This window comes from Streptomyces sp. NBC_00252, assembly GCF_036187565.1.
In the GTDB taxonomy this organism is placed as follows: domain Bacteria; phylum Actinomycetota; class Actinomycetes; order Streptomycetales; family Streptomycetaceae; genus Streptomyces.
Map to the genome: position 1 here is coordinate 3,242,549 of NZ_CP108087.1, position 24,141 is coordinate 3,266,689.

Consider the following 24,141-nt stretch of genomic DNA (forward strand, 5'->3'; position numbering starts at 1 on the left):
CGGGCGAGGGCAGCTCCTCCGCCTGAGAAACCTGATGCGCGGCCAACCGACGCCCCCCACAATCGCGTTGCTTCCTCACAGCAACCTACGCAGAACCGGAGGACCCCGTTCACCGATGTCCGACACCGACCTGACCACCCGCCTGACCCACCCCGACTACCCGCGCAGCAACACCTACGACGCCCGCTGGACCATCGAGAACCAGATGGGCCCGCACGCCCTGTGGCTCCTGGAGTGGCTGGCCCCGGCCCTCGGCCTGGACACCCTGCCCCCGGGCGCCCGCGTCCTCGACCTGGGCTGCGGACGCGCCATGACCTCGGTCTTCCTCGCCAAGGAGTACGGCCTCCAGGTCACCGCCGCCGACCTGTGGGTGAAGCCCGACGAGAACGCCGTACGGATCGCGGAGGCGGGCGTGGCCGACCGCGTGCTCCCCCTCCGGGTGGAGGCGCACGACATCCCCTTCGGGGAGGGCACGTTCGACGCGATCGTGTCGATCGACGCCTATCAGTACTTCGGCACCGCCGACCTCTATCTGCCCACCGTGACCAGGCTGTTGAAGCCGGGTGGCCGGATCGGGGTCGTCATGCCCGCGCTCCGGGAGGAACTGGCGGGCGACGAACCGCCGGAGCACCTCAAGCCCTTCTGGGACCCCGGCTTCTGGGCGTTCCACTCCCCCGCCTGGTGGCGTCGCCACTGGACCCGCGGCGGCGGCGTGGAGGTCGAGACCGCCGACTGGCAGCCCGACGGCTGGAAGGACTGGCTGCTGTGGAGCGAGGTGTGCGCCGAGGAGAGTCCGTACGCGTGGATGGCGGACATGGCCCGTGATTCGGTGGACCTGGTGAAGGCCGACCGGGGGCAACTCCTCGGCTTCACCCGGGTCGTGGGCCGCCGCGTGTAACGGCAACGGCCCCGGAGACCAGGTCTCCGGGGCCGTGCGCGGTGTACTGACTCAGCCTTCGCTGACGCCCAGCTGCTCCAGGATGAGCTCCTTGACGCGGGCCGCGTCGGCCTGGCCGCGGGTGGCCTTCATGACCGCGCCGACCAGGGCGCCGACGGCGGCCACCTTGCCGCCGCGGATCTTGTCGGCGACGCCCGGGTTGCCGGCGATGGCCTCCTGGACGGCGGTGGTGAGGGCGCCGTCGTCCGAGACGACCTTCAGGCCGCGCTTCTCGACGACCTCGTCCGGGGTGCCCTCGCCGGCGAGGACGCCCTCGATGACCTGGCGGGCCAGCTTGTCGTTCAGGTCGCCGGCGGTGACCAGGGCGGTGACCCGGGCGACCTGCTCCGGCGTGATGGGCAGCTCGTCGAGCGCCTTGCCGGACTCGTTGGCGCTGCGGGCGAGTTCACCCATCCACCACTTGCGGGCGGAGGCCGCGTCGGCACCGGCGTCGATCGTGGCGACGATCGGGTCGATGGCACCGGCGTTGAGGATCGACTGCATGTCGAACGCGGTGATCCCCCACTCCTCGCTCAGCCGGTTGCGGCGGGCGAGCGGCTGCTCGGGCAGACCGCCGCGGATCTCCTCGACCCACTCGCGCGAGGGGGCGACCGGCACCAGGTCCGGCTCCGGGAAGTACCGGTAGTCCTCCGCCTCCTCCTTCACGCGGCCCGAGGTCGTCGACCCGGTGTCCTCGTGGAAGTGGCGGGTCTCCTGGATGATCGTGCCGCCGGAGTTCAGCACCGCGGCGTGGCGCTGGATCTCGTAGCGGGCGGCGCGCTCCACGGAGCGCAGCGAGTTGACGTTCTTCGTCTCGCTGCGGGTGCCGAACTTCTCGCGGCCGTGCGGGCGCAGCGACAGGTTCACGTCGCAGCGCATCTGGCCCTGCTCCATGCGGGCCTCGGAGACACCGAGGGCCCGGATCAGCTCGCGCAGCTCGGCGACGTAGGCCTTGGCGACCTCGGGAGCGCGCTCACCGGCGCCCTCGATCGGCTTGGTGACGATCTCGATGAGGGGGATGCCGGCGCGGTTGTAGTCGAGCAGCGAGTGCGAGGCGCCGTGGATACGGCCCGTCGCGCCGCCGACGTGCAGCGACTTGCCGGTGTCCTCCTCCATGTGGGCGCGCTCGATCTGCACCCGGAAGGTCTCGCCGTCCTCCAGCTGTACGTCGAGGTAGCCGTCGAAGGCGATCGGCTCGTCGTACTGGGAGGTCTGGAAGTTCTTCGGCATGTCCGGATAGAAGTAGTTCTTCCGGGCGAAGCGGCACCACTCGGCGATCTCGCAGTTCAGCGCGAGGCCGATCTTGATCGCGGACTCGACGCCGATCGCGTTGACGACCGGGAGCGCGCCGGGCATGCCGAGGCAGGTCGGGCAGGTCTGCGAGTTGGGCTCGGCGCCCAGCTCGGTCGAACAGCCGCAGAACATCTTGGTCTTGGTGCCGAGTTCGACATGGACCTCGAGGCCCATGACGGGGTCGTACGACGCAAGGGCGTCCTCGTACGACTCCAGGTCGGTCGTGGTGGTCACGGTGAACTTTCCCTCTCAGCCCAGCAGGACGTCGTCGTCGCCCAGCCGCTTCAGCTCGCGGTACAGGATGGCGAGGCCGGTGACGATCGCGACGGCGGAGACCGTGGCGTCGATCAGACGGAGCGTGTCGTGCTCGGTGCGCGCCTTCTTGATCTGCTTGGCGACGCCCAGCGCGCCGAACGCGGTGGTGGCGATGGACACATAGGTGCCGGACTTGGACTTCTTGAAGCCCTTGGCCTTCGACAGTGCGTTGCTCACAGCGACGGTGCCTCCTCAAGCAGCGGGTGGCCCCACTTTTCCACGAAGGCGGCCTCGACGGCGGCGCCGACCTTGTAAAGCCGGTCGTCCTTCAGCGCCGGGGCGATGATCTGCAGCCCGACCGGGAGGCCGTCCTCCGGCGCGAGGCCGCAGGGCAGCGACATCGCCGAGTTGCCCGCCAGGTTGGTCGGGATGGTGCACAGGTCCGCGAGGTACATCGCCATCGGGTCGTCGGCGCGCTCGCCGATCGGGAAGGCGGTGGTCGGCGTGGTCGGGGAGACGATCACGTCGACGCTCTCGAACGACTTCTCGAAGTCGCGGGTGATGAGCGTACGGACCTTCTGGGCGCTGCCGTAGTACGCGTCGTAGTAGCCGGAGCTGAGCGCGTACGTGCCGAGCATGATGCGGCGCTTGACCTCGGGGCCGAAGCCCGCCTCACGGGTGAGCGAGGTGACCTCTTCGGCCGAGTGGGTGCCGTCGTCGCCGACCCGGAGGCCGTAGCGCAGGCCGTCGAAGCGGGCGAGGTTGGAGGAGCACTCGGAGGGCGCGATCAGGTAGTACGCCGACAGGGCGAGGTCGAAGGACGGGCAGTCCAGCTCGACGATCTCGGCGCCCAGCTCCTTGAGGACCTCGACGGCCTCGTCGAAGCGCTGGATGACGCCGGCCTGGTAGCCCTCGCCGCGGAACTGCTTGACGACGCCGACGCGCATGCCCCGCACGCTGCCGTTGCGGGCGGCCTCGACGACCGGCGGGACCGGGGCGTCGATGGACGTCGAGTCGAGCGGGTCGTGTCCGGCGATGACCTCGTGCAGCAGCGCCGCGTCCAGGACCGTACGGGCGCAGGGCCCGCCCTGGTCGAGGGAGGAGGAGAAGGCGACCATGCCGTAGCGGGAGACCGCGCCGTACGTCGGCTTGACGCCGACCGTGCCGGTGACGGCGGCCGGCTGGCGGATGGAGCCGCCGGTGTCGGTGCCGATCGCGAGCGGCGACTGGTACGAGGCGAGCGCGGCGGAGGAACCGCCGCCGGAGCCGCCCGGGATGCGGGTGAGGTCCCAGGGGTTGCCGGTGGGGCCGTACGCGCTGTTCTCGGTGGACGACCCCATGGCGAACTCGTCCATGTTGGTCTTGCCGAGGATGACGACGTCGGCGGCCTTGAGCCGCTTGGTGAGCGTCGCGTCGTACGGCGGGATCCAGCCTTCGAGGATCTTGGAGCCGACCGTGGTCGGGATGCCCTCGGTGGTGAAGATGTCCTTGAGCGCGAGCGGCACGCCGGCCAGCGGGCCGAGCTGCTCGCCCCTGGCGCGCTTCTCGTCGACGGCGCGGGCCTGCGCGAGGGCGCCCTCGCGGTCGACGTGGAGGAAGGCGTGCACCTTCTCGTCGACGGCCTCGATCCGGGCCAGGTGGGCCTCGGTGACCTCGACGGCCGTGAGGTCGCCGGCGGCGATCTTCCCGGCGATCTCGGCGGCGGTGAGCTTGATGATGTTGCTGTCCGTCATGGTGTTCTAGTCCTCCCCCAGGATCTGCGGCACCTTGAAACGCTGCTGCTCCTGGGCCGGGGCGCCGGAGAGCGCCTGCTCGGGGGTGAGCGAGGGACGGACCTCGTCCGCGCGCATGACGTTCGTCAGCGGCAGCGGGTGGGAGGTCGGCGGTACGTCTTGGTCGGCGACCTCGCTGACGCGGGCGACCGCGCCGATGATGTCGTCCAGCTGTCCCGCGAAGTGCTCGAGCTCTTCGGGCTTCAGCTCCAGACGCGCCAGCCGGGCGAGGTGGGCGACCTCCTCGCGCGTGATGCCAGGCATGCAGCATTCCTCTGGGGTGAGTGTGTGTGGTTTGGCGCCAATCCTATGGGGCGGGGGCCCTCAGCCGTTAAACGGTTTCCCCGGGACCCCGGTCACCGGTCCCGGGCGTCCCATGCCGCGCTCTTCATGAAGTGGTTGTCGTACACCTCCTGCACCTCCAGGAGGCTCTCCGGGCCGACCTCTCCGAGGGCGATGCGCTGGAGGTGACGGAAGTACTCGAAGCGCTCGACGCCGGGGGTCAGGACGATGAGGAGGTCGGCGTCGGCACCGGGTGCGGCGGCGAAGGCGTGCGGCAGGCCGGGCGGTACGACGACCAGGTCGCCGGGGCCCGCGGTGACGACCTGGTCGCCGGAGAGGATCTCGGCGGCGCCGTCGAGCAGGAAGAACATCTCGGCGGACTTTCCGTGCCAGTGCGGTTTCGCGCCGTCCGCTCCGGCCGTGAGGGTGACGCGCTGCGTGGACAGCGCACCGCCGGTCGAGCTGCTGTCCGCCAGCAGCTTCACGGTGACGGGCGCCCGGCCCACCACCTCGGCCTCGGCATCGCGGACGATCACGGACTCACCGGACTTCGGGACGAGCAGCGACATGTCGGAACCCCGTTCGGAAGGGAAGGAGGAGCACGGCTCAGGCGAGGAAGAGCAGGGCGGCACTGATCAGTACAACGATCGCCGTGGCGAAGTGGATCCCGAACGCGACGGCTTTCGCTCCGCCGTGCCGCAGGACTATCGCGGTGTCGCCGAAGGGGATGACCGCGACGCAGAGCATGAACCAGGCCTCGGCATGCGCCCCGGCGAAGGCCAGCACCGCGAGGCCGACCAGGCCCAGGGTGCCGTCCCGGACGCCCTTGATCGTGAGGTAGGCGCCGGCGTCTCCGGCGGGGTCGGCCGGCACTCCGTACCCGGCGGCTGCGGGGCCGGGCCGGAACAGGAACCGGTAGCCGAGGAACAGGCAGAACAGGTCGAGCGCGATCGCCAGGGTGTACGCGGTGATGGTCATGCCACTTCTCCCGTCTCGTTTGCTAGCGGCGCTAGCGACAAGAGCGAAGCTAGCAGAGCGACGACAGGAACGCTAGCGGTGCTAGAATCCAGGGCATGACGATTCAGACGCGCCGGGAGCGCGAGCGGGCGGAGCGGGAACGGCTGATCGTCTCGGCCGCACGGGAACTCGCCGAGACGGAGGGCTGGGACGCGGTGACGACCCGGCGCCTGGCGGCCGAGATCGAGTACAGCCAGCCCGTGCTCTACAGCCACTTCAAGGACAAGGGCGCGATCATGGCGGCGGTGGCGGTGGAGGGCTGCGCCGAACTGGCCGCAGAGTTGCGTACGGCGCGCACGGCGGCCCGGGGCACGCGCGGGGCACTGAGCGCGATCGGTGAGACGTACACCTCGTTCGGGCGCCGCCGCCCGGCCCTCTACGACGCGATGTTCACGCACATGGTGGACCTGCCGTTCGCCACCCCGGAGGCACCGGCGCCCCTGCAGGCGGCCTTCGGCGAGATCTTCCAGGCCGTCGAGCCCATCGCGGCCGAGGGCGACGACCCGGGCGTGCTCACGGAGACGTACTGGGCGGGCCTGCATGGACTGGTGACGTTGATGCGCAGCGGGCGCCTACCGGAGAAGGACCACGAGCAGCGGCTCGCGCTGCTGACCGCCCACTTCACAGCAGGGGTGAGCTGAACCCCCCAAGGGGCGCGGGGAACTGCGCGACAGGCCACCACCGGGCCGCAGCCGCGACCGACCAGAAGCCCCCGCCCCACCAGGCGCGGAAGGTCACCCGATCCGCCCCGGATCGTCCGCGGCCGCCGCCGGCAACGCAGCCCGCGGCCGCTGCCACCCCCGCGACCCGCGAGCCCGGAGCCACGCCGTCATGTCCTCCGGAGGCATCGCCGCGGCGACGAGCCACCCCTGCACGGCGTCACACCCCAGATCCCGCAGCCGCTCCCACGTCTCGTCGTCCTCGACCCCCTCGGCCACGACGAGCAGCCCGAGGGAATGCGCGAGATCGACGGTGCACCGGACGATCTCCGCGTCCTCCGTGTCCACCGCCAGCCGGGCCACGAACGACCGGTCGATCTTCAGCTCACTGACCGGCAGCCGCCGCAGATGCACCAGCGACGAATACCCCGTGCCGAAGTCGTCGAGGGACATCTTCACGCCGTGCCCGGTCAGCCCGTTGAGGGTGTCGGCGGCGCGCTGCGGGTCCTCCAGGAGGACGTGTTCGGTGATCTCCAGCTGGAGCGACCCCGCGGGGACACCGTGCCGGGCGAGCCGCGCGGCGACGGACCCCGCGAACCCGGGGGTGTGCACATCGCGCGGCGAGACGTTCACCGCGACCGGCACGAACAGCCCCTGGGCCCGCCACCTGGCGACCTGGGCGAGAGCGGTGTCGAGCACGTACTCGGTGAGATGCGGCATCAGCCCGGACGACTCGGCGATCGCTATGAACTCGTCCGGCGGCACCTTCCCGCGCTCCGGATGCACCCACCGCACCAGCGCCTCGAGCCCGGCGACCTGACCGTCGAAACGGACCTTGGGCTGGTAGTGCAGCTGCACCTCGTGCGCGTCGAGCGCCCGCCGCAGATCCCCCAACAGACCCAGCCGGTCAGGGGTGTTGGAGTCCCGCTTGGACTCGTAGACCTCCACGCCCGTACGGTCCCGCTTCGCCTGGTACATCGCGACGTCCGCCCGGCGCAGCAGTCCCTCGGCGTCGAGGGCGTGGTCGGGGAAGACGGCGACGCCCGCGCTGGCCTCCAGGACGAGGGTGAGCCCGTCGAGGTCGAGCGGGGAGCTGAGCGCGGCGACGAGGTTGCGCGCCACCCGGGTCGCGGACGTGGTGGAGTCGGCGACGGGCAGCAGCACGGCGAACTCGTCACCACCGAGCCGCGCGGCCTCCGCCCCGCGCGGCAGCGCCACCCGCAGCCGGTCCGCGATCTGCAACAGCAGCCGGTCACCGGCGAGATGGCCCAGGGTGTCGTTGACCGACCGGAACCGGTCGAGGTCGATGAGCATGAGGGCGGCCTTGGCGCCGATGCGCTCGGCGTCGTCCAGGGCGGTCCAGATGCGCTCCAGGAGCCACTGCCGGTTGGGCAGCCCGGTCAGCGGGTCGCGCAGCTGCTCCTCGGCCCTGGCCCGGGCCATCCACAGAGTCGAGTCGAGGGCGATGAGCGGGATCGAGAAGAGCGGCAGCAGGACCGGCTGCGCCACGGCGACCACGCAGATCAGCGGGGCGATGCCGAGCAGGGCCACGGCGACCAGGCCCTGTCTCAGCAGAGCGGTGCGGGCGACGGTGGGCAGTCCGCCGTTGCGCGGGGCGTGCAGGTACCAGAGCAGGGTGCGGGTCACGGCGAGGTAGGCGACGGCGACCAGGACGACTTCGGGGGCGGTGTAGACCGTCCAACTGTCCGGGTTCCAGGGCGTCTCGACCGACGGCACCCGGCCGAAGGAGCCCAGGACGAGTGCTCCGGCGGCGATGCCGAGGATGTCCACCGCGCCGTGCAGCACGCCCTGGCGCCAGCGGTTGCGGCGGGCTATGCCGACCAGGACGACGACGGTGAGGCTGACCATGCCGGCGGCGACCCAGCCGTAGAGCAGCAGGACGCCGAGGGTGAGGGCGGCGCCCGAGCCGGTGCCGCCCCACCAGCGGGCGCGGCCGAGGGCGACCAGGTGGCCGACGATGATGCCGGTCAGGACGGCCAGCGACCAGCCGACCGTGCCGGACGGGAAGAGCGCGTGGTCACCGGTGAACGCCCGGAAGAAACCGGCGCCGAGGACGAACCCGGCCGCGGCCACCACCCCTGCCGGCAGGGCGGGCCAGCTCAGATGGCGTCCGGACTCGCCGCCGGGCAGTCCGGCGGTCGGGTCGGAGGTCAGCGGTACGGAGTGGCGCGCGTCCGGCGTGGAGTACTGTCCGGTGGCGCGCGGCTGGGCGCCCGGACGCTCCACGGGTCGCGCTCCCCAACGACTCTCCCGCCAGGCGCCGGTGACCCGGCGCAGCAGTGAGTCCGGGGGGGCGCTCTCGGTCGGTTCCATTCCCGTCCCTCTCACAGCCGGCGGTGCCCACGCCACGCGGTCCGCTGCCCGACTTCCGTCAACGGCACCGCGTTTGGAAAACCCCTCCCCCTGCTCACCAAGAGCAGGGGATTGCCCCAACCGCAGCTGGGCACGGCAGGTGCACACCTCAACAGTAGGCCGCAGAAGGCTTCCACGGGCAGCGGTCGTAGACGGTTGCCCGAATGCGACCCGGCCACCCGTATGCATCTGGTATGCGCAGATCGGGTGGCCTTCAACCGCTGCTCCTCCCTACTCCTCGACCGGAAGCGCGACTTCGGCGGCGGCCTCGGGGCCCTGCTCCAACAGGACGGTGAAGCCGTCCTCGTTCAGAACAGGCACCTTGACCTGCATCGCCTTGTCGTACTTCGAACCAGGATTGTCACCTACGACGACGAAAGACGTCTTCTTCGAAACAGAACCGGTCACTTTCGCTCCGCGGCTCTGCAGGGCGTCCTTCGCCCCGTCCCGCGTGAAATGTTCGAGTGTGCCGGTCACGACCACGGTCAGGCCCTCCAGCGGGCGCGGACCCTCGTCCTCCGCGGAACCCTCCTCCTCCATGCGGACCCCGGCGGCCCGCCACTTGCGGAGGATCTCCTGGTGCCAGTCCTCGGCGAACCACTCCTTGACCGAGGCGGCGATGATCCCGCCGACACCGGCGGTGTCGGCCAGCTCCTTCTCGGTGGCCTGTTCGATGCGCTCGATCGACCGGAACTCGCGGGCCAGCGCCTCGGCCGCGACCGGGCCGACATGACGGATCGACAGTCCGGTGAGGATGCGGGCGAGCGGGCGGTCCTTGGCGGCGGCGATGGTGTCCAGCATCGCCAGCGCGTTCTTCTTGGGCTCGCCCTGCTGGTTGGCGAAGACCGTGGCGATCTTCTCCTCGCCGGTCTTCGGGTCGCGCTTGGGCAGCCCGCTGTCCTGGTCGAGGACGTACGCCTTGATGGGGAGCAGCTGCTCGATGGTGAGGTCGAACAGGTCACCCTCGTCGGCGAGCGGCGGGTCCGCGGGCTCCAGCGGCTTGGTGAGGGCCGCCGCCGAGACATAGCCGAAGTGGTCGATGTCGAGCGCCTTGCGGCCCGCGAGATAGAAGAGCCGCTCTCTCAACTGGGCGGGGCAGGTACGGGCGTTCGGGCAGCGGAGGTCGATGTCGCCCTCCTTCATCGGCCGCAGCGGTGTGCCGCACTCGGGGCACTCGGCCGGCATCACGAACTCCCGCTCGCTGCCGTCCCGCAGGTCGGCGACCGGGCCGAGGATCTCCGGGATGACGTCACCGGCCTTGCGCAGCACCACGGTGTCGCCGATGAGGACGCCCTTGGACTTGACGACCTCCTGGTTGTGCAGCGTCGCGAACTCGACCTCCGAGCCCGCCACCGTCACCGGCTCGACCTGGGCGTACGGCGTGACCCGGCCCGTACGGCCCACGCCCACGCGGATGTTGAGGAGCTTGGTGTTGACCTCCTCGGGCGCGTACTTCCACGCGATCGCCCAGCGCGGGGCGCGGGAGGTGGAACCGAGCCTCCCCTGGAGGGGGATCTCGTCGAGCTTGACGACCACGCCGTCGATCTCGTGCGCCACGGAGTGCCGGTTCTCGCCGTAGTACCGGATGAACTCCCGTACGGCGTCGAGGTCGTCGACCACCTTGTTGTACGGCGATGTCGGCAGGCCCCAGGTCTTCAGCAGGTCATACGCCTCCGAGAGGCGGGTGAGGGGGGTGAAGTCCTCCAGGGCGCCGATGCCGTGCACGACCATGTGCAGGGGGCGGGTGGCGGTGACGCGGGGGTCCTTCTGGCGGAGTGAACCCGCCGCCGCGTTACGGGGGTTGGCGAAGGGCTTGTCGCCGGCCTCGACCAGCCGGGCGTTCAGCTCCTCGAACTTCTCCATCGGGAAGTAGACCTCGCCGCGGATCTCCACCAGGCCGGGCACGCGGTCGCCGGTGAGGCGGTCCGGGATCTCCGCGATCGTCCGGACGTTGGGCGTGATGTCCTCGCCCGTACGGCCGTCACCGCGGGTCGCCGCGCGCGTGAGGCGGCCGTGCTCATACGTCAGGTTGACCGCGAGGCCGTCGACCTTCAGCTCGCACAGGAAGTGGTGCTCGGCGCTGCCGACGTCCTTGTGGACGCGCTCGGCCCAGGCCGCCAGCTCCAGGTCGTCGAACGCGTTGTCCAGGGAGAGCATGCGGGAGCGGTGGACGACGGACGTGAACTCCGTCTCGTACGCCCCGGAAACCTTCTGCGTCGGGGAGTCCGGCGTGCGCAGCTCGGGGTGCTCCTCCTCCAACGCCTCCAGGGCGCGCAGGAGTTTGTCGAACTCCGCGTCGCTGACGACCGGGGCGTCGTTCACGTAGTACCGGAAGCGGTGCTCCTCGATCTGCTCAGCGAGCTGCGCGTGCTTCTCCCGTGCCTCTGCGGGCACCGTCGTCTCCGCTTGCCTGTCGCCGGCCACCGTGTTGTCCTTCCGTCACTCAGGGTTGTCCGCGAGGGATCTCGCCGCCCGGACGCAGTGGGCGAGAGCGTGGCGCGCGTACTCGGGAGAAGCCCCCGCGAGTCCGCACGACGGGGTGATCGTGACCGTCTCCGCGAGAAGTCCCGGTCGCAGCCCCAGCCTGCGCCACAGCGTCCTGACACCCATGACGCTACCGGCAGGGTCCGACAATGCGGTGTCCGTGCCCGGCACGACACCGGCGAACAGCCGGGTACCCGCCTCGACGGCCTCGCCGATCACGTCGTCGTCACGCTCGGTGAGGAGGGAGAAGTCGAAGGAGACCCCGGCGGCGCCCGCGCGGCGCAGCAGGGCGAACGGGACGTCCGGGGCGCAGGAGTGGACGACGACCGGGCCGTTCCCGTGCACGCCGACGACCTCGCGGAGGGTGTCCTCGACGAGTTGGCGGTCGACGGCGCGGTGGGTGCGGTAGCCGCTGGCCGATCTGACCTGGCCGCGCAGGACGGCCATGAGGGAGGGTTCGTCGAGCTGCAGGACGATCTGGGCGCCGGGGACGCGGCGTTGGACGTCGGCGAGGTGGTTGCGCAGGCCCTCCGCGAGCGAGGCGGCGAGGTCCCGGCCGGCGCCGAGGTCGGAGAGCGCGGACTCGCCGTTCCTCAGCTCCAGGCTCGCGGCGAGGGTCCAGGGGCCCACTGCCTGCACCTTGAGCGGGCCCTCGTACCCCTGGGTGAACTCCTCCAGGGCGTCGAGGTCCTCCCCCAGCCAAGCCCACGCCCGCTTCGTGTCCCGGCCCGGCCGGTCGCCGACCCGCCACCCGCTGGGCTCCACGCGCGCGTACACCTCGACGAGGAGTCCCGCGGTCCGGCCGATCATGTCCGCGCCGGGGCCCCGGGCGGGCAGCTCGGGCAGGAACGGGAAGTCCTCAAAGGCGCCGGTCGCGGTCCGGGCGGCCTCCCGGGCGTCACCACCGGGCAGGGAACCGACACCGGTGGCGGCACCGAAGCTGAACTGGCTGTTGTTGCTCACCCCGGAAGCCTACGGAACCCTCGGCCCCGTTCATTTCCCGGCCGCCCCGCTCACCGTCCCGGTCGTACCGTCAGGTCGTTGACCTCCGCGTCCCCCGGCAGGTCGATCGCCATGAGGATCGTCGTCGCGACCGACTCGGGGTCGATCCACTGGGCCGCGTCGTACGGCTTGCCCTCCTGTTGGTGGACCTTGGCCTGCATCGGGCTGGCGGTGCGGCCGGGGTAGACGGACGTGACGCGGACGCCGTGGGGGTGCTCCTCGTGGCGGAGGGAGTCCGCGAGGGCCTTGAGGCCGTGTTTGGAGGCGGCGTACGCCGACCAGTCGGCGCTCGCGCGCAGGCCCGCGCCGGAGTTCACGAAGAGGACGTGCCCGCCGGAGAGCCGGAGTTGGGGCAGGAAGTGGCGGGTCAGTTCCGCGGGCGCGATGAGGTTGACGTTGAGCTGGTGACGCCAGGACTTCGGGGTCAGCTCGCCGACCGGGCCGAGGTCGACGACCCCGGCGATGTGCAGCAGCGTGTCCACCCGGTCGGGCAGGCTCTGGTGCGAGAACGCCCAGCTGAGCTTGTCCGGGTCCGCCAGATCGCCCACCAGGGTGCTCGCCCCGGGGTACTCCGCCGCCAGTTCCTTCGCGCGGCCCGCGTCGCGCGCGTGGAGCACGAGGTCGTCCCCGCGCGCGTGCAGGCGGCGGGCGACGGCCGCGCCGATGCCGGAACCGGCCCCGGTGATCACATGTGTAGCCATGCCCGCCATGCTCGCATCACGGCGTACCGAACGACTCCTCGAGGTAGGCCAGCGCCCCGACCGGCTCCTCCGCGAAGAACACCAGGTCGGTGAGCGGGACGGGCAGGAACCCCTCCTCCTCCATGCGCAGGAACTGGCTCTTGAGGCCGTCGTAAAAGCCCGCCGTGTTGAGCAGCACCACCGGCTTGTCGGTGTGGCCGTGCTTCTTCAGCTCCAGGATCTCCGTCGCCTCGTCCAGCGTCCCCGTGCCGCCCACCATGATCACCACGGCGTCGGACTTCTCCAGGAGCAGCCGCTTGCGCTCCGCGAGGTCGGCCGCGATCACCATCTCGTCGGCGTCCGCCCGCGCGGACGCCGCCAGGAAGGTCACCGAGACGCCCACGAGGCGTCCCCCGGTCGCCTGGACGCCGTCGGCGACCACCTTCATCAGCCCGGACTCGGAACCGCCCCACACGAGCGTGTGCCCGCCCTTGCCCAGCAGTTCCGCGAACTCCCGCGCGGGGCGGGTGTAGCGCTCGTCCAGGTCGGCGGCGGAGAGAAACACACAGATCTTCATGTCGTCACCGTACGCGGGAAGAACCAGGAGCCCGCGAGTGCTTTTCGGGTATGGCTGACGGACACACGATCACGATCGAGCAGGGCGACCGCCGCGTACGCGTCGTCCACGGCGACCAGGTGCTGGCGGAGAGCGACCGCCCCCTGATCCTGAAGGAGACGGGCTGTCCCGTGCGCTACTACCTCCCTCCGGAGGACGTACGCCTGGACCTCCTGACCCCCTCCGAGACCCACACCCACTGCCCCTTCAAGGGGGACGCGTCCTACTGGTCCCTCCCCGACGCGACCGACCTGGTGTGGGCCTACCCCGACCCCAAGCCGGACGTCGCGCAGATCAAGGACCACCTCTGCTTCTACGAAGTAGAGGTGGTGTGAGCGGAAGTGTCGTGACCGATTAGTTCGCTCGCGTGCGGCAGTCTCCGTTCCATGGACAAGAAGACTGTTTCGCGCGACGGCACCGCCATCGCGTACGAACGCATCGGTGCGGGTTCGCCCGTCGTCCTGGTCGGTGGCGCGATGACCACGGGCGACGGGCTGCTGCCGCTCGCCGCGCAGCTCTCGCACCGGTTCGGGGCCGTCCCGTACGACCGCAGGGGCCGGGGCGCGAGCGGCGACACGGCGCCGTTCGCGGTGGCCCGTGAGGTCGAGGACATCGCGGCGCTGATCGACGCCGTGGGCGGCAGCGCCGCGCTCTACGGCCACTCCTCGGGCGCCGCGCTGGCCGTGCACGCGGCGGCGAGCGGCCTGCCGGTGACCGGAGTCGCCCTGTACGAGCCGCCGTTCGCGCTCGACGGGAGCGGCGCCAAGGAGCGCGCCGAGTACACCGAGCGGCTGAAGGAACTCCTCGCCGAGGACCGCCGCGGTGACGCCGTGGCGCTGTTCATGGCGCTCACCGGCGCGCCCCCGGAGATGATCGAGGGCGCCCGCCACTCCCCCATGTGGCCCGGCATGGAGGCGATCGCCCCCACCCTCGTCTACGACGACGCGGCCCTGGGCGACGGCCTGGTCCCGGTGGAGCGGCTGGCGTCCCTGTCCGTCCCGGTGCTCGGCATCGCGGGCGGCGCGAGCCCGGAGTGGATGCGTCAGGCCGCGCGAAACGCGGCCGACGCGGCGCCGGACGGGACGTACCGCGTCCTGGACGGCCAGACCCACATGGTGGACCCGGCCGTCCTGGCGCCGGTGCTCACGGAGTTCTTCTCGGACTAGCCCTGCGCGGGCCCGAGTCGGTCACGACCGGGCCCGGTATCAGCCGTGCGGGTCAGGCCATCGCCGTCGCCGCGCGCGTGGTCGTCGCGATCGTCGCCGACCCCACCACGCGCGTGTCGTCGTAGAGCACGATCGCCTGCCCGGGGGCCACGCCCCGCACCGGCTCGCTGAAGGACACCTCCAGGGTGCCGTCGACGAGTTCGGCGGTGACCTCGGTCTCGCCGCCGTGGGCGCGGAGCTGGGCCGTGTAGGTGCCGGGGCCGGTGGGGGCCGTGCCGCACCAGCGGGGGCGGACGGCGGTCAGGCCGCTGACGTCCAGGGAGGCGGCCGGGCCGACCGTCACGGTGTTGTCGACCGGGGAGATGTCCAGGACGTAGCGCGGCTTGCCGTCGGCGGCCGGGGTGCCGATGCGCAGGCCCTTGCGCTGGCCGATGGTGAAGCCGTACGCGCCCTCGTGCGAGCCGATGACCTCGCCGGACTCGTCGACGATGTCGCCCTCGGCCTTGCCCAGGCGGCCCGCGAGGAAGCCCTGGGTGTCGCCGTCGGCGATGAAGCAGATGTCGTGCGAGTCGGGCTTCTTGGCGACCGCGAGGCCGCGCCGCTCGGCCTCCGCGCGGATCTCGTCCTTCGTCGTCACGGTGTCGCCGAGCGGGAAGAGGGCGTGCGCGAGCTGCTTCTCGTCCAGGACGCCGAGGACGTAGGACTGGTCCTTGGCCATGTCGGAGGCGCGGTGCAGTTCGCGGCTGCCGTCCTCGTTGACGATCACCTGGGCGTAGTGGCCGGTGCAGACGGCGTCGAAGCCGAGGGCGAGCGCCTTGTCGAGGAGCGCGGCGAACTTGATCTTCTCGTTGCAGCGCAGACAGGGGTTCGGGGTGCGGCCGGCCTCGTACTCGGCGACGAAGTCCTCGACGACGTCCTCGCGGAAGCGGTCGGCGAGGTCCCAGACGTAGAACGGGATGCCGATGACGTCGGCGGCACGGCGGGCGTCCCGCGAGTCCTCGATGGTGCAACAGCCACGCGCGCCCGTGCGGAACGATTGGGGGTTCGCGGAGAGCGCGAGGTGGACGCCGGTCACGTCGTGGCCGGCTTCGGCGGCCCGGGCGGCGGCCACGGCGGAGTCGACTCCGCCGGACATGGCGGCGAGTACGCGCAGCGGGCGGGGGCTCTGCGAGGAGGTCTCAGTCATAACCCTTCCAGAGTACGGGTCCTCGGGAACCGGGACCCGCGAGTATCCGTTGACGATCACATGGGGGAGACGAAGGACGACGGAGAGACGGCGGGGCGGCGGCCCGGGCGGCGCGCTCTGCTGATCGGCGGCGCCGCGGCGGCCGTGGGGACGGCGGTGCTGGCGCGGGACGAGCTGTCGCGGCTGTGGTGGCGGATGCCGGGCGTGGAGAAGCCCCGGACGCCCGGTGCGGTCGACTTCCTGGGCGCGACCTGGGTGGCGGCCTCCTCGGCGAACTACCGGCGGGCGGACCGGCCGGACGACTACGCGATAGACCGGGTGGTCATCCATGTCACCCAGGGCGGCTACGACAGCGCGGTGAAGGCCTTCCAGAACCCCGGGCACCAGGCGGCGGCGCACTACATCGTCCGCAAGGAGGGCGCCGTCACACAGATGATCCGCGAGCTGGACGTGGCCTTCCACGCGGGGAACCGGGAGTACAACGAACGAAGCGTCGGCATCGAGCACGAGGGCTTCGTGGACCGGAAGTCGTCGTTCACGGACGCGATGTACGCGGCCTCGGCGCGGCTGACGGCCCAGATATGCGGGCGGTACGGCATCCCCGTCGACCGGGACCATGTCATCGGGCACGTGGAGGTGCCGGGGACCGATCACACGGACCCGGGGCGGTACTGGGACTGGGACCGGTACATGAACCTCGTAACGCGGGCACACCGGACACAAGCGTGACTCAGGTCACACCGCACTGCGGCTATGAGTCGTTTCCGTCACGGCGGTGTCCGATGCGTCCCCTGTCCCGAAAGTGACCTGGGGCACGCCAACTCGGCAGTTCTTCCAGGGGAGTTGTGAAGTGAGTACGCACGCTCACCTTTCACAGCTTGCCCTGCTGACTACTAAGTGTCGCCCAGTCTTTACACAGCCCTTAGGTCAAATCTCTGGCGCATGACACACACCAGCGAGCCCGCGTCGGAACAGAACTCGGAACAGAACAGAGCCACCAGGGGCAACCACCGCAAGAGCTCGGCGGAGAAGCGCGACCACGGCAAGGAGAGTGCGGCCCGGGGCAAGGGCCTGCACCGGCGCAGGTTCCTCGGCGGCATGGCCGGGGCCGGTATCGCGGCGGTCGCCGCGGCCGGGGGCGCCTTCTCGCTGCTGAACGACGCGGCGAAGAACAAGGCGTCCGCGGCGGACAGCACCCTGGTCATCCCGGACCTGCTGGAGGGCACCACCTCCAGCGGCGTCACCACGTTCACGCTGGAGGCCAAGACCGGCACCCATGAGGTGATCCCGGGCGTCACCAGCAGCACGATGGGCTACAACCAGGACTTCCTCGGCCCCACCCTGAAGTGGACGAACGGCGACGAGGTCCTGCTCAACATCACCAACGACACAGGCGAGGACACGACCGTCCACTTCCACGGCGCCCATGTCCCGGCGAAGATGGACGGCGGCCCCCAGGTCGCCTTCGCCGACGGCACCACCTGGTCGCCCACGTTCACCGTCAAGGACCCGGCCACCACCCTCTGGTACCACCCGCACGCCCTGGGCACCACCGCCAAGCAGGCCGTGCACGGCCTGGCCGGGATGATCATCGTCGAGGACTCCTCGGACGCGTCCGCCGCGCTGCCCAGCGACTACGGCGTCGACGACGTCCCGCTCATCTTCCAGTCCCTGGCCGTGGACACCGAGGGGGACATCAAGTACGACGCGGCCGGCTACCGGCTGAGCACCACCACCTTCCCGCTCCTGCTCAACGGGACCAACGTGGACTCCACCACGCTCGGTTTCACCGCCACGAAGACCCGGACCCGGTTCCGCGCGCTGAACGCCTCGCCGTCCGACATCATCGCGATCCAGCGCAGCGACGGCGGCACCCTCACCCAGATCAGCACCGACCAGGGCTATCTGACCGCGGCCACCGAGGTGACTACGATCCGTCTGGTGGCCGGTGCGCGGGCCGAGTTCGTCATGGACCTCACCGCGGACGCCACCCTCCAGGCCGTGATCACCACCGGCTGGATCCGCGGTGGCAGCGGCACGTACGACGTCCTCGCGGTGACGGCGAGCGGCACCGACACCCCGGCCGACCTGCCCACCACCCTCAACACGATCGACCGCTACGACACGAGCGACTTCACCGCGCGCACGATCACGCTGAGCCAGAGCGGCGCCAGCATGGAGATCAACGGGGCCATCGGCACGACCATGGCCGCGATGGCGATGATCAGCACGACGGTCGGCGCGAAGGAGATCTGGACGATCCAGAACGCCACGCAGCTGGAGCACTCGTTCCATCTGCACGACGTGCCCTACCAGGTGATCGCCGTCAACGGCGAGGATCCGACCGGGGTCCAGCTCGGCTGGTACGACACCTACGAGGTGGTCGGCGGCGGTTCGATCAAGATCGCCATGGAGTTCACCGACTTCGCCGACGACACCTATATGTACATGCTCCACTGCCATCTGCTGCAGCACGAGGACGAGGGCATGATGGCCTCCCTCATGGTGACCGGCACGAGCACCACCGACACCTCCGACAGCACCGACTCCACGGCCACGGCCACGGCCAGTGCGAGCGCGTCCGCGAGCGCCTCCGCCTCCGCGACGGACGGCTAGTCCCGCGCTCGGCACGGTCGTCTCCGGGTCAGGTCAGTCCGGCGGCGCGGGCCCGGTCGACCGCCGGGCCGATCGCCTTGGCCACGGCCTCGACATCGGCCTCGGTGGAGGTGTGGCCGAGCGAGAAGCGCAGGGTGCCGCGGGCGAGGTCCGGATCGGTGCCGGTGGCGAGCAGGACGTGGCTGGGCTGGGCGACGCCCGCGGTGCAGGCGGAGCCGGTGGAGCACTCGATGCCCTGGGCGTCGAGCAGGAGCAGCAGGGAGTCGCCCTCGCAGCCGGGGAACGTGAAGTGGGCGTTGGCCGGCAGCCGGTGCACCGGGTCACCGCCGAGGATCGCGTCCGGGACCGCCGTACGGACGGCTGCCACGAGGTCGTCGCGGAGGGCGCCGATCTCGCGGGCGAACCACTCGCGCTGTTCGGCGGCGAGGCGGCCGGCGACCGCGAAGGAGGCGATGGCGGGGACGTCGAGGGTGCCGGAGCGGACATGGCGTTCCTGGCCGCCGCCGTGCAGGACGGGTACGGGGGTGTACTCGCGGCCCAGCAGCAGGGCGCCGATGCCGTACGGCCCGCCGATCTTGTGGCCGGAGACGGTGGCCGCGGCGAGCCCGGAGGCGGCGAAGTCGACCGGCACCTGGCCGAAGGCCTGCACCGCGTCGGCGTGCAGCGGGACCCCGAACTCCCCTGCCGCATCGGCGAGTTCGCGGACCGGCAGGACCGTGCCGATCTCGTTGTTGGCCCACATCACGGTCGCGAGGGCGACGTCGTCGGGGTTGCGGGCGATCGCCTCGCGCAGCACCTCGGGGTGGACACGGCCGTAGGAGTCGACCGGGAGGTACTCGACGGTGGCGCCCTCGTGCTCGCCCAGCCAGTGGACGGCGTCCAGGACGGCGTGGTGCTCGACGGGGCTGGCCAGCACCCGGGTGCGGGCCGGGTCGGCGTCGCGGCGGGACCAGTACAGGCCCTTCACCGCGAGGTTGTCGGCCTCGGTGCCGCCGGAGGTGAACACGACCTCGCTGGGTCGCGCGCCGAGCGCCTCGGCGAGGGTTTCCCGGGCCTCTTCGACCGTACGGCGGGCCTTGCGGCCGGACGCGTGGAGGGAGGAGGCGTTGCCCGTGATGCTCAGGTGGGCCGTCATCGCCTCGACTGCCTCGGGAAGCATCGGTGTGGTCGCGGCGTGGTCGAGGTATGCCATGGTGACGCCGATTCTACGGGCCCCGGTGCGTACCCCGGAGGGGCGGGCGCCTCGACGGAATCCGCACCGTCTCTAGAAGCTCCAGGAGACGGTGCTGTCCAGCTGCATGAAGACGACGAGGACCAGCAGATCGGCGATGCCGAGCCCGAGGCCGAGGAAGGCACGGCCGCGACGGGCGGTGCCGCGCCACAGCGCCGCGCCGGCCAGGGCGATGGCGATCGGGCCGAGGAAGACGTTGAGCACGAGCAGGCCGACGAGGCCGAGGATGAAGGACGCGACGGCCATGCCGTCGGCGTCGCGCCGGCCGGTGGGCTTGACGGCGGCGGTGGTGCTGCTTGCCGGTGCGGTGAGTTGCATGGAGGTTCAGCTCCCGATGATCGGGCGGGCGGTGGGTCGGGCGGCCGACGGGCGGCGGCGGTCGGTCAGTTGGCGGACGGACGGCCGCGGCGGCCGTGCCGCTCGCGGAGCGCGAAGATGCCCAGCCATACGGCGATGACGGCGGCGGCGACGGCGGTGAAGGCGAGCGGCGCGTGGGCCACGGTGCCCACCACGACGCCGAACAGCAGGAGCGCTACGACGAGGAACAGCATGGGATGGATCCCCCTCCGAGATGTCCGGGACGACTCTCGTTACGTTTCGGTGAACGGTTGTAGTAACACTTGTTCACTGAACTTGAGTCTATCCCGTCCGACGGCTTTTCAATTACGGAGAACAGTTGTTAACTGGATGACATGAGTCACACCCTCGGCATCCGGCAGGCACAGAAGCAGAAGACCCGACAGGCGTTGCTGGACGCCGCGTTGGGTCTGCTGGAGGAGCAGAGCCTGAGCAGTCTCGGCCTGCGCGAGGTCACCCGGGCCGTGGGCGTCGCCCCGACCGCCTTCTACCGCCACTTCCGCTCCACGGCCGACCTCGGGGTCGCGCTCGTCGAGGAGGCGCTGGGCAGCCTGCACCCGATGATCCGGCAGACCGTGGCCCCCACCGACAGCGCCCAACGCATCACCCGCGCCGTCGAGTTGATCGCCCACCACGTGGACTCGCACCCGGCCCACGTCCGCTTCATCGCCCGCGAGCGGCACGGCGGGGTCCAGCCGGTGCGGGAGGCCATCCGGGAGCAGCTCGCCCGGTTCTCCGAGGAGGTGAAGGCCGAGCTCGCCAAGGACCCGGAGTCGGCGGGCTGGTCCGACGAGGACCTGCTGATGCTGGCCCACCTCTATGTCGACCAGATGCTCATCACCGCCTCGCTCTTCCTGGAGGCACTGGAGGCGACGGCCGAGGAGCGCGAGCGCGTGGCCCAACTCGCCGAGCTCCAGCTGCGGTTGATCAGCGTCGGCCGCCGCCACTGGCTCGGCTGAGCAGCCCGGACCCCGGATGTACGACAGGGGCGGCGCGCCCGGTGTCCGGACGCGCCGCCCCTGTCGTGCGGGCGCGCGCGGTCAGCCCTGCTGCGGGGCCCCGCTCATCCGGCCGCCGCCGGGACCGCCGCCGCATCCGCCGCCGGGGCCGCCGCCCTGGCCGCCCGCTCCGCCGGGTGCGCCGGTCGGCATGCCGGAGGCGTTGCCGGTCGGCCTGCCGGTGGGCCGGCCCGAGGCCGCGGCGCCCGTGGGTGCGCCGGACGGGGCGCCGCCGGGGCGTGCCGTGGCGTTGCCCGTGGGCATACCGGAGGCCGAACAGGACTGTGTGGAACCGGAGTTACCGCTGCCTGAGCCGGAGCCGGAGGACGACGACGAGTCGCCCGAGCCGCAGGCCGCGAGGGCGAGGGGCGAGAGGACCAGCAGGGCCACGGCGGGGACGAGCCGTACACGCTTCATGAGAAACAACTCCAAAAACGATGAGGGAGTGTTGAGGCGGGCAGCCAATCAACGCCGTTTAGGGGACGCTTGGGGGCGCCCTGTCCCACACCTGTGCGCCGGGCAAAGAGCGCCTCAAGAGACGCCGCTGACCTGCGAGTTCACTCGGCAGGCCCGCTTACTCGCTGGTACAGCTCCGTGACAGAAGCAGCCGCCGCGGCCACCTCGGCGCGCACCTCCGGCGGCGACACGACCTCCAACGCGTCGGCGAACTGCAGCAGTTGACGCGCCTCGCCCACGACGCCGTACGACAGGTGGACCGTCACCCACTCCTTCTCCCCCTCGTCCTCGGGGAGTTGGGCCAGCGAGGAGGCGTTGAGGCGGACGAACATGTCGAGGCGGGAGCGGCGGACGCGGACGGTGACGTCGAGTCCGCCGGGGCGTTCCTCGACCTGGCGGCGCAACTCCTCCCAGGCGTCGGCGAGTTCGACACCCGGACGGCGCTTCACCGGGTCGGGCAGCAGGGTGGCCGAGTGCACTCGGTCGGCGCGGAAGAGGCGGGGGCGGGCCCTGCGGTCGGCGACGAGGTACCAGACACCGGCCTTGGAGACGAGGCCGTACGGGTCGACGGTGTAGGTGCTCGGTTCCTTCGCGCCACTGTGCCGGTAGCGCAGCCGCAGCCGCCGGTCGGCGAAGACCGCGTCCTGCAACACGTCCAGATCCACGGCGGGTTGGGGCCCGCCCTTCCAGCGGGTGGCGTCGACGAGGATGCGCCGGGAGGTCACCTCGGCGGCCGGGCGGTACGGCGCCGGGAGCGCGGCCATCACCTTCCGCAGCGCGGAACCGAGCGCGGCGTCGAGGCCGAGGGCGGCGTGGGCGCCCTGCGCGGCCAGGATGAACAGGGCGCGGGACTCGTCGGCGGTCAGGCCCGTGACGTCCGTGCGGAACCCGGCGAGCAGCTCGATCCCGCCGTGCCGCCCGCGCTCGGCGTACACCGGCACTCCGGAGGCGGACAGCGCCTCGACGTCACGGTAGATGGTCCGCACCGACACCTCGAGCCGGTCGGCGAGTTCATGTGCGGGAACCCGTCCCCGGGTCTGGAGCAGCAACAGGATCGAGAGGAGTCGGTCGGCCTTCACTCCCCCAGGATCCGCCGCCCGGAAACCCCGCGCAAATGTTGACGGAAACTGTCAGGTTATGCGTCCAGCATCGCTGCCATGAACACCGACGCGAACGACCCCCGCCCCCTGTACACCCGCGCCACCGAGCAGGCCGCCGCCCTGATCGGGACGGTACGGCCGGAGCAGCTGGACGGCCCGACTCCCTGTACCGAGTTCGACGTGCGGACCCTGCTGAGCCATCTCGTCGGCGGCACCCACCGCATCGCGACCGTCGGCGAGGGCGGCGACGGCATGGCCGTCCACCCCTTCGTGGACGGCGTCGACGACACGGGCTGGACGGCCGCCTACGACGAGGCCCGCGTCCGGGTCAGGAAGGCCTGGGCGGACGACGCCCGGCTGGACGCGCCGGTCCGGGTCCCGTGGGGGGAGGCACCGGGCCGGATCGCGCTCTCGGGCTATCTCATGGAGAACGTCACCCACGCCTGGGATCTCTCCGAGGCGCTCGGCCACCCCATCCAACTCGACCCGGAACTGGCCGAGTTCGCGCTCGCCGTCGCCCGCCGGGTGCTGCCCGACGCCGAGCGGGACGCGGACACGCCCTTCGCCACGGCCCAGGCGGCGCCCGAAGGGGCCGACGCCTACGGGCAGTTGGCGGCCTGGCTGGGGCGGAAGCCGGTCAGCTGAGCCGGGCCCGCGCCAACTGCCGTGACTGCGCGACCAGTCGGTCCGCGCTGTCCCAGACCTCCGCGTCCTCCTCCAGGAAGCCGCCGGCCAGGTTGCGGGTGGTGATCGACACCCGCAACGGCCCCGGCGCGGGGCGGGCCCGGACGTGGACGGTGAGTTCGACCGTGGGAACCCAGCCCTTGAGGCCGATCTCGAAGGCGGTCGGCGGGAGCGCGTCCACCGCGAGGAGCAGGGAGAGCGGGTCCGCGTCGCGGCCGTCCGCGAGGCCGAACCAGGCGCGCATCTCGCCCTTGCCGGAGGGCGCGCCGAGGGCCCAGCCGAGGGTGGACGGGTCGAGCTTGAGCATCAGCCGGTCGGTGATGGCCGAGCTGCCGGGGACGGGGGCCGGCCCGTCCTCGGGGCCGAAGCACTGGTCCATGGGCGGGATCACCGGCGGGCGGGCCGTCGTCCGGACGTCGTCGGGGAGGGTGTCCAGGTCGCCGTAGGAGGCGAGGACGCGGATGCGTTCCACCTCGTGGCCCTCGTCGTCGTACTGGAAGAGGGAGGCCTGGCCGGTGGAGAGGGTGCGGCCAGTGCGGACCGTGTCCGTGCGGATCACCGCGGGGCCGGGCTGAGACGCGGTGAGGTAGTGCGCGGAGATCGTGAACGGGTCGCCGTGCGGCAGCGCGTCCGCGAGGGCGCGGCCCAGGACGGCGAGGAGGTAGCCGCCGTTGACGGCGCTGATGATCGTCCAGCCGGGCGAGAGGTCAATGTCGTAGACGCCCGGCGCGCGGCGGACGACGGCGGTGTCGCGGTCGAACTCGCTGTCGCCGATCACGGCCCGGGAGGCCGCAGGCGCGGATGCTGCTTCTGGCATGGATGAACCGTACAACAGGTGATTACTAAGCGGTAGCTTTGTTGTTGCGGGCATATGAAACCACCGGCAGATCCTGAGCCGCCCGGGTGAGGAACCGGCAATTTCTTGGTAAGTGTCCGAACTCGTCCGTGACCCGCGGCCCGTGATCCCCCTCTTTGGG

The 24,141-nt window shown here is 71.2% G+C and carries 26 protein-coding genes; 8 read left to right on the top strand and 18 right to left on the bottom strand.

Annotated features, from left to right (window positions below):
* Nucleotides 1-115 precede the first annotated feature (115 nt).
* A complete protein-coding gene (locus OHT77_RS13750; protein ID WP_328828640.1) occupies nt 116-898 on the top strand; it encodes an SAM-dependent methyltransferase in 783 nt (260 codons plus the stop codon).
* A 51-nt stretch (nt 899-949) separates the two neighbouring features.
* On the opposite strand, the gene gatB is transcribed toward OHT77_RS13750, so the two are convergent.
* From gatB to OHT77_RS13780, 6 genes are all read right to left on the bottom strand, one after another.
* A complete protein-coding gene (gene gatB, locus OHT77_RS13755) occupies nt 950-2,464 on the bottom strand; it encodes an Asp-tRNA(Asn)/Glu-tRNA(Gln) amidotransferase subunit GatB (RefSeq protein WP_328828641.1) in 1,515 nt (504 codons plus the stop codon).
* Between the two features lie 15 nt (nt 2,465-2,479).
* Nucleotides 2,480-2,722: a hypothetical protein gene (locus tag OHT77_RS13760; protein WP_019068646.1), complete on the bottom strand. Its 243-nt coding sequence runs from the start codon at nt 2,720-2,722 to the stop codon at nt 2,480-2,482.
* Complete coding sequence (gene gatA / locus OHT77_RS13765) at nt 2,719-4,218, bottom strand: Asp-tRNA(Asn)/Glu-tRNA(Gln) amidotransferase subunit GatA (RefSeq protein ID WP_328828642.1); 1,500 nt, start codon at nt 4,216-4,218, stop codon at nt 2,719-2,721. Before gatA ends, OHT77_RS13760 begins: the two co-directional genes overlap by 4 nt.
* Before the next feature lie 6 nt (nt 4,219-4,224).
* A complete protein-coding gene (gene gatC, locus OHT77_RS13770) occupies nt 4,225-4,521 on the bottom strand; it encodes an Asp-tRNA(Asn)/Glu-tRNA(Gln) amidotransferase subunit GatC (RefSeq protein ID WP_007384860.1) in 297 nt (98 codons plus the stop codon).
* A gap of 92 nt (nt 4,522-4,613) precedes the next feature.
* Nucleotides 4,614-5,108, bottom strand: coding sequence for a cupin domain-containing protein (locus OHT77_RS13775; RefSeq protein WP_328828643.1), 495 nt, complete (start codon nt 5,106-5,108; stop codon nt 4,614-4,616).
* Nucleotides 5,109-5,145: 37 nt separating this feature from the next.
* Nucleotides 5,146-5,517, bottom strand: coding sequence for a DUF4267 domain-containing protein (locus tag OHT77_RS13780; protein WP_328828644.1), 372 nt, complete (start codon nt 5,515-5,517; stop codon nt 5,146-5,148).
* Nucleotides 5,518-5,612: 95 nt separating this feature from the next.
* Here OHT77_RS13780 and OHT77_RS13785 point away from each other — a divergent pair, with 95 nt between their 5' ends.
* Complete coding sequence (locus OHT77_RS13785) at nt 5,613-6,197, top strand: TetR/AcrR family transcriptional regulator (RefSeq protein ID WP_328828646.1); 585 nt, start codon at nt 5,613-5,615, stop codon at nt 6,195-6,197.
* Between the two features lie 93 nt (nt 6,198-6,290).
* Here the strand turns inward: OHT77_RS13785 and OHT77_RS13790 are convergent, their stop codons facing one another.
* From OHT77_RS13790 to OHT77_RS13810, 5 genes are all read right to left on the bottom strand, one after another.
* Complete coding sequence (locus OHT77_RS13790) at nt 6,291-8,549, bottom strand: putative bifunctional diguanylate cyclase/phosphodiesterase (protein ID WP_328828647.1); 2,259 nt, start codon at nt 8,547-8,549, stop codon at nt 6,291-6,293.
* Nucleotides 8,550-8,819: 270 nt separating this feature from the next.
* Nucleotides 8,820-11,012, bottom strand: a complete 2,193-nt coding sequence (gene ligA, locus OHT77_RS13795; RefSeq protein ID WP_328828648.1) for an NAD-dependent DNA ligase LigA — start codon at nt 11,010-11,012, stop codon at nt 8,820-8,822.
* Between the two features lie 15 nt (nt 11,013-11,027).
* Complete coding sequence (locus tag OHT77_RS13800; RefSeq protein WP_328828651.1) at nt 11,028-12,035, bottom strand: methionine synthase; 1,008 nt, start codon at nt 12,033-12,035, stop codon at nt 11,028-11,030.
* Between the two features lie 50 nt (nt 12,036-12,085).
* Nucleotides 12,086-12,784, bottom strand: a complete 699-nt coding sequence (locus OHT77_RS13805) for an SDR family oxidoreductase (RefSeq protein WP_328828653.1) — start codon at nt 12,782-12,784, stop codon at nt 12,086-12,088.
* A 7-nt stretch (nt 12,785-12,791) separates the two neighbouring features.
* Nucleotides 12,792-13,331, bottom strand: coding sequence for a TIGR00730 family Rossman fold protein (locus tag OHT77_RS13810; protein ID WP_328828654.1), 540 nt, complete (start codon nt 13,329-13,331; stop codon nt 12,792-12,794).
* 50 nt (nt 13,332-13,381) lie between these two features.
* On the opposite strand from OHT77_RS13810, the gene OHT77_RS13815 reads away from it, so the two are divergent.
* Complete coding sequence (locus OHT77_RS13815) at nt 13,382-13,705, top strand: DUF427 domain-containing protein (RefSeq protein ID WP_266772816.1); 324 nt, start codon at nt 13,382-13,384, stop codon at nt 13,703-13,705.
* Nucleotides 13,706-13,756: 51 nt separating this feature from the next.
* On the top strand, nt 13,757-14,536 hold the full coding sequence (locus OHT77_RS13820) for an alpha/beta fold hydrolase (protein ID WP_328828656.1): 780 nt from the start codon (nt 13,757-13,759) through the stop codon (nt 14,534-14,536).
* Nucleotides 14,537-14,588: 52 nt separating this feature from the next.
* Here OHT77_RS13820 and mnmA read toward each other — a convergent pair whose 3' ends face one another.
* Complete coding sequence (gene mnmA, locus OHT77_RS13825) at nt 14,589-15,722, bottom strand: tRNA 2-thiouridine(34) synthase MnmA (RefSeq protein ID WP_266772812.1); 1,134 nt, start codon at nt 15,720-15,722, stop codon at nt 14,589-14,591.
* Between the two features lie 60 nt (nt 15,723-15,782).
* Here mnmA and OHT77_RS13830 point away from each other — a divergent pair, with 60 nt between their 5' ends.
* Both OHT77_RS13830 and OHT77_RS13835 read left to right on the top strand, forming a co-directional pair.
* Entirely contained in the window at nt 15,783-16,451 is a 669-nt protein-coding gene (locus OHT77_RS13830; protein ID WP_328828657.1) for an N-acetylmuramoyl-L-alanine amidase, read from the top strand.
* A 213-nt stretch (nt 16,452-16,664) separates the two neighbouring features.
* A complete protein-coding gene (locus tag OHT77_RS13835; protein ID WP_328828658.1) occupies nt 16,665-18,338 on the top strand; it encodes a multicopper oxidase family protein in 1,674 nt (557 codons plus the stop codon).
* A gap of 28 nt (nt 18,339-18,366) precedes the next feature.
* Here the strand turns inward: OHT77_RS13835 and OHT77_RS13840 are convergent, their stop codons facing one another.
* The 3 genes from OHT77_RS13840 to OHT77_RS13850 form a co-directional block, all read right to left on the bottom strand.
* Nucleotides 18,367-19,530, bottom strand: a complete 1,164-nt coding sequence (locus OHT77_RS13840; protein WP_328828659.1) for a cysteine desulfurase family protein — start codon at nt 19,528-19,530, stop codon at nt 18,367-18,369.
* A gap of 72 nt (nt 19,531-19,602) precedes the next feature.
* The gene (locus OHT77_RS13845) at nt 19,603-19,887 is read right to left on the bottom strand and encodes a DUF4190 domain-containing protein (protein WP_328828660.1); all 285 of its coding nucleotides are present in this window, start codon (nt 19,885-19,887) and stop codon (nt 19,603-19,605) included.
* 65 nt (nt 19,888-19,952) lie between these two features.
* Nucleotides 19,953-20,120: a hypothetical protein gene (locus OHT77_RS13850; RefSeq protein ID WP_266772804.1), complete on the bottom strand. Its 168-nt coding sequence runs from the start codon at nt 20,118-20,120 to the stop codon at nt 19,953-19,955.
* 141 nt (nt 20,121-20,261) lie between these two features.
* On the opposite strand from OHT77_RS13850, the gene OHT77_RS13855 reads away from it, so the two are divergent.
* On the top strand, nt 20,262-20,885 hold the full coding sequence (locus tag OHT77_RS13855; RefSeq protein ID WP_328828662.1) for a TetR family transcriptional regulator: 624 nt from the start codon (nt 20,262-20,264) through the stop codon (nt 20,883-20,885).
* Nucleotides 20,886-20,966: 81 nt separating this feature from the next.
* On the opposite strand, the gene OHT77_RS13860 is transcribed toward OHT77_RS13855, so the two are convergent.
* Nucleotides 20,967-21,341 carry a hypothetical protein gene (locus tag OHT77_RS13860; protein WP_328828663.1) on the bottom strand — a complete coding sequence of 125 codons (375 nt, stop codon included), beginning with the start codon at nt 21,339-21,341 and terminating at the stop codon, nt 20,967-20,969.
* Nucleotides 21,342-21,481: 140 nt separating this feature from the next.
* Nucleotides 21,482-22,459 carry a helix-turn-helix transcriptional regulator gene (locus OHT77_RS13865; protein WP_328828665.1) on the bottom strand — a complete coding sequence of 326 codons (978 nt, stop codon included), beginning with the start codon at nt 22,457-22,459 and terminating at the stop codon, nt 21,482-21,484.
* 78 nt (nt 22,460-22,537) lie between these two features.
* Between OHT77_RS13865 and OHT77_RS13870 the strand changes: the two genes are divergently transcribed.
* Nucleotides 22,538-23,125, top strand: coding sequence for a TIGR03086 family metal-binding protein (locus OHT77_RS13870; RefSeq protein WP_328828666.1), 588 nt, complete (start codon nt 22,538-22,540; stop codon nt 23,123-23,125).
* On the opposite strand, the gene OHT77_RS13875 is transcribed toward OHT77_RS13870, so the two are convergent.
* Nucleotides 23,118-23,981 (bottom strand): thioesterase family protein, encoded by an 864-nt coding sequence (locus OHT77_RS13875; RefSeq protein ID WP_328828668.1) that lies wholly within the window; start codon nt 23,979-23,981, stop codon nt 23,118-23,120. The genes OHT77_RS13870 and OHT77_RS13875 overlap by 8 nt on opposite strands.
* Between the last annotated feature and the right edge of the window lie 160 nt (nt 23,982-24,141).

Bases quoted from the DNA above. Each gene is read 5' to 3' on its own strand.
- OHT77_RS13855 (WP_328828662.1), top strand. From the start codon at position 20,262: ATGAGTCACACCCTCGGCATCCGGCAGGCACAGAAGCAGAAGACCCGA.
- OHT77_RS13870 (WP_328828666.1), top strand. From the start codon at position 22,538: ATGAACACCGACGCGAACGACCCCCGCCCCCTGTACACCCGCGCCACC.
- OHT77_RS13805 (WP_328828653.1), bottom strand. From the start codon at position 12,784: ATGGCGGGCATGGCTACACATGTGATCACCGGGGCCGGTTCCGGCATC.
- OHT77_RS13860 (WP_328828663.1), bottom strand. From the start codon at position 21,341: ATGAAGCGTGTACGGCTCGTCCCCGCCGTGGCCCTGCTGGTCCTCTCG.
- OHT77_RS13780 (WP_328828644.1), bottom strand. From the start codon at position 5,517: ATGACCATCACCGCGTACACCCTGGCGATCGCGCTCGACCTGTTCTGC.
- OHT77_RS13840 (WP_328828659.1), bottom strand. From the start codon at position 19,530: ATGGCATACCTCGACCACGCCGCGACCACACCGATGCTTCCCGAGGCA.
- OHT77_RS13875 (WP_328828668.1), bottom strand. From the start codon at position 23,981: ATGCCAGAAGCAGCATCCGCGCCTGCGGCCTCCCGGGCCGTGATCGGC.
- OHT77_RS13775 (WP_328828643.1), bottom strand. From the start codon at position 5,108: ATGTCGCTGCTCGTCCCGAAGTCCGGTGAGTCCGTGATCGTCCGCGAT.
- OHT77_RS13785 (WP_328828646.1), top strand. From the start codon at position 5,613: ATGACGATTCAGACGCGCCGGGAGCGCGAGCGGGCGGAGCGGGAACGG.
- OHT77_RS13790 (WP_328828647.1), bottom strand. From the start codon at position 8,549: ATGGAACCGACCGAGAGCGCCCCCCCGGACTCACTGCTGCGCCGGGTC.
- mnmA (WP_266772812.1), bottom strand. From the start codon at position 15,722: ATGACTGAGACCTCCTCGCAGAGCCCCCGCCCGCTGCGCGTACTCGCC.
- OHT77_RS13810 (WP_328828654.1), bottom strand. From the start codon at position 13,331: ATGAAGATCTGTGTGTTTCTCTCCGCCGCCGACCTGGACGAGCGCTAC.
- OHT77_RS13850 (WP_266772804.1), bottom strand. From the start codon at position 20,120: ATGCTGTTCCTCGTCGTAGCGCTCCTGCTGTTCGGCGTCGTGGTGGGC.
- OHT77_RS13835 (WP_328828658.1), top strand. From the start codon at position 16,665: ATGACACACACCAGCGAGCCCGCGTCGGAACAGAACTCGGAACAGAAC.
- gatC (WP_007384860.1), bottom strand. From the start codon at position 4,521: ATGCCTGGCATCACGCGCGAGGAGGTCGCCCACCTCGCCCGGCTGGCG.
- gatA (WP_328828642.1), bottom strand. From the start codon at position 4,218: ATGACGGACAGCAACATCATCAAGCTCACCGCCGCCGAGATCGCCGGG.
- OHT77_RS13750 (WP_328828640.1), top strand. From the start codon at position 116: ATGTCCGACACCGACCTGACCACCCGCCTGACCCACCCCGACTACCCG.
- OHT77_RS13830 (WP_328828657.1), top strand. From the start codon at position 15,783: ATGGGGGAGACGAAGGACGACGGAGAGACGGCGGGGCGGCGGCCCGGG.
- OHT77_RS13820 (WP_328828656.1), top strand. From the start codon at position 13,757: ATGGACAAGAAGACTGTTTCGCGCGACGGCACCGCCATCGCGTACGAA.
- OHT77_RS13845 (WP_328828660.1), bottom strand. From the start codon at position 19,887: ATGCAACTCACCGCACCGGCAAGCAGCACCACCGCCGCCGTCAAGCCC.
- OHT77_RS13815 (WP_266772816.1), top strand. From the start codon at position 13,382: ATGGCTGACGGACACACGATCACGATCGAGCAGGGCGACCGCCGCGTA.